This window comes from Streptomyces sp. NPDC057428, from assembly GCF_042803195.1.
Lineage (GTDB): Bacteria > Actinomycetota > Actinomycetes > Streptomycetales > Streptomycetaceae > Streptomyces.
On record NZ_JBHVCT010000083.1, the window covers coordinates 20918 to 27086 of the forward strand.

The following is a 6169-nucleotide window of genomic DNA, read 5'->3' on the forward strand; positions in this document are numbered from 1 at the left end:
GCGCGACAGCCCTTCGGCGGGGCCGCTGTCGCAGGCGGCGGGTATTTTTTCCTCATGGCGACAACGGGGAAGCACCGCACGCATCTGGTCTGGGACTGGAACGGCACACTGCTCGACGACATCGACGCCGTCCTCGGGGCGACGAACGCCGCGTTCGCCGAGGTCGACCTCGCGCCGCTCACGCTCGAGCAGTACCGCGAGACCTACTGCGTACCGATACCCAGGTTCTACGAGCGGCTCATGGGCCGGCTGCCCACCCCCGCGGAGTGGGAGCGGATGGACGACCTCTTCCACCGTCACTACACCGAGCAGCGGTCCGCCTGCGGTCTGACCGCAGGGGTGGAGGAGCTGCTGGACCGGTGGAGCCTGGGCGGGCGCAGCCAGTCCCTGCTGAGCATGTACGGCCACGAGCATCTGGTGCCCGTGGTGCGGGGTTACGGCATCGAGCGCCACTTCCTGCGGGTCGACGGACGTACGGGCCCCTCGGGCGGCAGCAAGACGCAGCACATGGAGCGGCACTTCGAGGTGCTCGACGGCATCTCCCCCGAGAGCGCCGTGGTCATCGGCGACGCTGTGGACGACGCCGTGGCCGCCGCGCACGTGGGGGCACGGGCCGTGCTCTACACCGGCGGTTCGCACAGCCGCAGCAGTCTGGAGGCCGCGGGGGTGCCGGTGGTGGACACGCTGGCCGAGGCGGTCGCGCTGGCCGAACTGATGGCGGACTGATCACATCTGCCAGCGTGTGTGCGCATACGGGACGGAAGGGCCGTGTGCGATGTCCAGAGTGTCAAAGTTCGCGGGTTTCTTTTGTACATATGCGGCTCATGACGGTTGTGGGTGCGAGAGGGATAGCCTGGTGCGGTGATCAGCGCGATACGTCTCGGGGGCAGCGAAGCCCCCGGCATGGGCCCGGAGTGCCACGGTACCCGGGCGATCCGTGATTTCCGCGCCCCCGACCGTCGGCTGGAAACGGCCGATATGGTCCCGGGTATCTCCCCAGGCGGCATAGCGTCGACCCGGACAGGAAACCCCGCGTCGTGGCGTTACGTCGCTTTCTTCACCTACGTCACGCAACGGCGCGCGACAGGAGCCAGAGGACATGCAGACCAAGCTGGACGAAGCCAAGGCCGAGCTGCTCGCACGGGCGGCCCGGGTAGCTGACAACAGTCCGGGCGGTGGTGTCGGCGGCCCGGGTGGCGGCCTCCGGGTGCACCTTGCCGAAGACGAGGCCGCCGAGGCCGGCCAGGGCGACCGGCCGGGCCGGGAGACGCTGCTCGCCTATCTCCAGCGCTACTACCTGCACACCGCTCCCGAGGACTTGGGCGGCCGCGACCCGGTCGACGTCTTCGGTGCCGCTTCCTCCCACTACCGCCTCGCCGAGAACCGGCCCCAGGGCACTGCGAACGTCCGGGTGCACACCCCGACCGTCGACGAGAACGGGTGGACGAGCAGTCACTCGGTCGTCGAGGTCGTCACGGACGACATGCCGTTCCTGGTCGACTCGGTGACCAACGAGCTGTCCCGGCAGGGCCGTGGCATCCACCTCGTGATCCATCCGCAGGTGATCGTCCGCCGTGACGTCGCGGGCAGACTGATCGAGGTGCTCGCCGACGACCGGCCCCGGAACAACGGCGGGACGCGGTCCAAGGGCCGTAAGGCCGGTCCCGAGCTGCCGCACGACGCGGTCGTCGAGTCCTGGATCCACGTCGAGATCGACCGGGAGACCGACCGCGCGGACCTGAAGCAGATCACCGCCGATCTGCTCCGTGTCCTGTCCGACGTACGGGAGACCGTCGAGGACTGGGACAAGATGCGCGACGCCGCCCTGCGGATGGCCGACGACCTGCCCTCCGAGCCGCTCGACGAGCTGGCCGACGAGGAGGTCGAGGAGGCCCGTGAGCTGCTGCGCTGGCTCGCCGCCGACCACTTCACGTTCCTCGGCTACCGGGAGTACGAGCTCCGCGACTCCGACGCGCTGACGGCCGTCCCCGGAACGGGGCTCGGCATTCTGCGCTCCGACCCGAAGCACAGCGAGGACGAGACCCACCCGGTGAGCCCGTCCTTCGACCGGCTGCCGGCGGACGCCCGGGCCAAGGCCCGGGAGCACAAGCTCCTCGTCCTGACGAAGGCCAACAGCAGGGCGACCGTGCACCGCCCCAGCTACCTGGACTACGTCGGCGTGAAGAAGTTCGACGCCGAGGGCAACGTCATCGGCGAGCGGCGCTTCCTCGGGCTGTTCTCCTCGGCCGCGTACACGGAGTCGGTGCGCCGGGTGCCGGTGGTGCGCCGGAAGGTCGCCGAGGTGCTGGAGGGCGCGGGCTTCACGCCCAACAGCCACGACGGCCGCGACCTGCTGCAGATCCTGGAGACGTACCCGCGCGACGAGCTCTTCCAGACGCCCGTCGACCAGCTGCGCTCCATCGTCACCTCCGTGCTCTACCTCCAGGAGCGCCGCCGGCTGCGGCTCTTCCTGCGCCAGGACGAGTACGGGCGCTACTACTCCGCCCTCGTCTACCTCCCGCGTGACCGCTACACCACGGGCGTGCGGCTCCGGCTGATCGACATCCTCAAGGAGGAACTGGGCGGCACCAGCGTCGACTTCACCGCCTGGAACACCGAGTCGATCCTCTCGCGGCTCCACTTCGTCGTCCGGGTCCCGCCGGGCACCGAGCTGCCGCACCTCACCGATGCCGACGCGGACCGCATCGAGGCGCGGCTCGTCGAGGCCACCCGTTCCTGGGCCGACGGTTTCCAGGAGGCGCTGAACGCGGAGTGCGGCGAGGAACGTGCCGCCGAACTCATGCGGCGCTACGGCCAGTCGTTCCCGGAGGGCTACAAGGCCGACCACTCGCCGCGTGCCGCGGTGTCCGACCTGGTGCACCTGGAGGAGCTCAAGAGCGAGCGCGAGGACTTCGCGCTCAGCCTCTACGAGCCGGTCGGCGCAAGCCCCGGCGAGCGGCGCTTCAAGATCTACCGGACCGGTGAGCAGGTCTCGCTCTCCGCCGTCCTCCCCGCCCTCCAGCGCCTCGGTGTCGAGGTGGTCGACGAGCGGCCGTACGAGCTGCGCTGCTCCGACCGTACGCACGCCTGGATCTACGACTTCGGGCTGCGCATGCCGAAGTCCAAGGGCAAGGGTGTCCACCTGGCCGACGACGCCCGCGACCGCTTCCAGGAGGCTTTCGCCGCCATCTGGACCGGCCAGGCGGAGAACGACGGCTTCAACACACTGGTCCTGGGCGCCGGACTGGACTGGCGTCAGGCCATGGTGCTGCGGGCGTACGCGAAGTACCTGCGCCAGGCGGGTTCGACGTTCAGCCAGGACTACATGGAGGACACCCTCCGCAACAACGTCCACACGACCCGGCTGCTGGTCTCGCTCTTCGAGGCCCGGATGTCCCCGGTCCGCCAGAAGGCGGGCACGGAGCTGACCGACGGGCTTCTCGAGGAGCTGGACGGGGCACTCGACCAGGTCGCATCGCTGGACGAGGACCGGATCCTGAGGTCCTTCCTCACGGTCATCAAGGCCACGCTGCGGACCAACTACTTCCAGCTGGGCGACGACCACGAGCCGCACGGCTACGTCTCCATGAAGTTCGACCCGCAGGCCATCCCGGACCTTCCGGCGCCCCGCCCGGCGTACGAGATCTGGGTCTACTCGCCGCGTGTCGAGGGCGTCCACCTGCGCTTCGGCAAGGTCGCCCGTGGCGGTCTGCGCTGGTCGGACCGGCGGGAGGACTTCCGTACGGAGATCCTCGGCCTGGTCAAGGCGCAGATGGTCAAGAACACCGTGATCGTGCCGGTCGGCGCCAAGGGCGGGTTCGTCGCCAAGCAGCTCCCGGACCCGGCCGTCGACCGCGACGCCTGGCTCGCCGAGGGCATCGCCTGCTACAAGATCTTCATCTCGGCGCTGCTCGACATCACCGACAACATGGTGACCGGCGAGGTCGTGCCGCCCTCCGAGGTCGTCCGTCACGACGAGGACGACACCTATCTCGTCGTCGCCGCCGACAAGGGGACCGCGAGTTTCTCCGACATCGCCAACGACGTGGCCGTCTCGTACGGCTTCTGGCTCGGTGACGCCTTCGCGTCCGGTGGCTCGGCGGGATACGACCACAAGGGCATGGGCATCACGGCCCGCGGCGCGTGGGAGTCCGTCAAGCGGCACTTCCGCGAACTGGGCCACGACACGCAGACCGAGGACTTCACGGTCGTCGGTGTCGGTGACATGTCGGGTGACGTGTTCGGCAACGGGATGCTGCTCTCGGAGCACATCCGGCTGGTCGCGGCCTTCGACCACCGGCACATCTTCATCGACCCGAACCCGGACGCCGCGACCTCGTACGCCGAGCGGCGCCGGCTGTTCGACCTGCCCCGCAGCTCGTGGGCGGACTACGACACGGACCTGCTGTCCGCGGGCGGCGGCATCCACCCGCGTTCCGCGAAGTCGATCCCGGTCAACGCGCACATGCGCGCGGCGCTGGGCATCGACGAGAAGGTCGCCAAGATGACCCCCGCCGAGCTGATGCAGAACATCCTCAAGGCGTCGGTCGACCTCCTGTGGAACGGCGGCATCGGTACGTACATCAAGTCGTCGGCCGAGTCGAACGCCGATGTCGGCGACAAGGCCAACGACTCGATCCGGGTGGACGGCGCGGACCTTCGGGCCCGAGTCGTCGGTGAGGGCGGCAACCTGGGCGCGACGCAGCTCGGCCGCATCGAGTTCGCCCGGTCCGGTGGCCGCATCAACACCGACGCGATCGACAACAGCGCCGGTGTGGACACCTCCGACCACGAGGTGAACATCAAGATCCTGCTCAACGGTCTCGTCCGGGACGGCGACATGACCGTGAAGCAGCGCAACAAGCTGCTCGCGGAGATGACCGACGAGGTCGGACACCTCGTGCTGCGCAACAATTACGCACAGAACACGGCGCTCGCCAACGCCTGCGCCCAGGCGCCGTCGCTCCTGCACGCTCACCAGCGCTTCATGCGCAAGCTGGGGCGCGAGGGGCACCTCGACCGGGCGCTGGAGTTCCTGCCGAACGACCGCCAGATCCGCGAACTGCTCAACCACGGCAAGGGCCTCAGCCAGCCCGAGCTCGCCGTGCTGATCGCGTACACGAAGATCACGGCCGCCGACGAGCTGATCTCCACCAGCCTGCCGGACGACGCGCACCTGCAGAGTCTGGTGCACGCCTACTTCCCGAAACAGCTCAGCGAGCGCTTCCCCCAGGCGGTCGACGGGCACGCGCTGCGTCGCGAGATCATCACGACGGTACTGGTCAACGACACGGTCAACACCGGTGGTTCGACCTTCCTGCACCGGCTGCGCGAGGAGACAGGGGCGTCGCTCGAAGAGATCGTGCGGGCCCAGTTCGCGGCCCGGGAGATCTTCGGTCTCTCCGGGGTCTGGGACGCCGTGGAGGCGCTCGACAACACGGTCGCCGCCGACGTGCTGACCCGGATCCGGCTCCACTCGCGCCGGCTCGTCGAGCGCGGCTCGCGCTGGCTCCTCGGCAACCGGCCGCAGCCGGTCGAGATCGCGGAGACCATCGAGTTCTTCCGCGAGGGCGTGGAGCACGTCTGGAACGAGCTGCCCAAGCTGCTCAGGGGCGCGGACGTCGAGTGGTATCAGTCGATCCTCGACGAGCTCACCTCGGTGGGCGTGCCGGACGAGCTGGCGGTGCGGGTGGCCGGATTCTCCTCGGCTTTCCCGGCGCTGGACATCGTGGCGATCGCGGACCGTACGGGCAAGGACCCGCTTGCGGTCGCCGAGGTGTACTACGACCTCGCCGACCGGCTGGGCATCACCCAGCTGATGGACCGGATCATCGAACTGCCGCGGGGCGACCGCTGGCAGTCGATGGCCCGCGCCTCCATCCGTGAGGACCTGTACGCCGCGCACGCCGCGCTCACCTCGGACGTGCTGTCCGTCGGCGACGGCGCGTCGTCGCCCGAGCAGCGGTTCAAGGACTGGGAGGAGAAGAACGCGGCGATCCTGGCGCGTTCGCGCGCCACCCTGGAGGAGATCCGCAGCTCGGAGGCGTTCGACCTGGCGAACCTGTCGGTGGCGATGCGGACGATGCGCACCCTGCTCCGTACGCACTCCTGACCCGCGCGGCCCGTGGGGCCGCCACACACACGTCCGCCGGACGGGCCTTCGCGGCCC

At 69.3% G+C, this 6169-nt stretch carries 2 protein-coding genes; both read left to right on the forward strand.

All coding sequences use genetic code 11. From position 1 onward, the window contains the following. Positions 1-54 precede the first annotated feature (54 nt). Positions 55-726 carry an HAD family hydrolase gene (locus ACFU5K_RS25425; protein ID WP_384065627.1) on the forward strand — a complete coding sequence of 224 codons (672 nt, stop codon included), beginning with the start codon at positions 55-57 and terminating at the stop codon, positions 724-726. Positions 727-1099: 373 nt separating this feature from the next. Further along, a complete protein-coding gene (locus ACFU5K_RS25430; protein WP_384065629.1) occupies positions 1100-6112 on the forward strand; it encodes an NAD-glutamate dehydrogenase in 5013 nt (1670 codons plus the stop codon). Positions 6113-6169 lie beyond the last annotated feature (57 nt).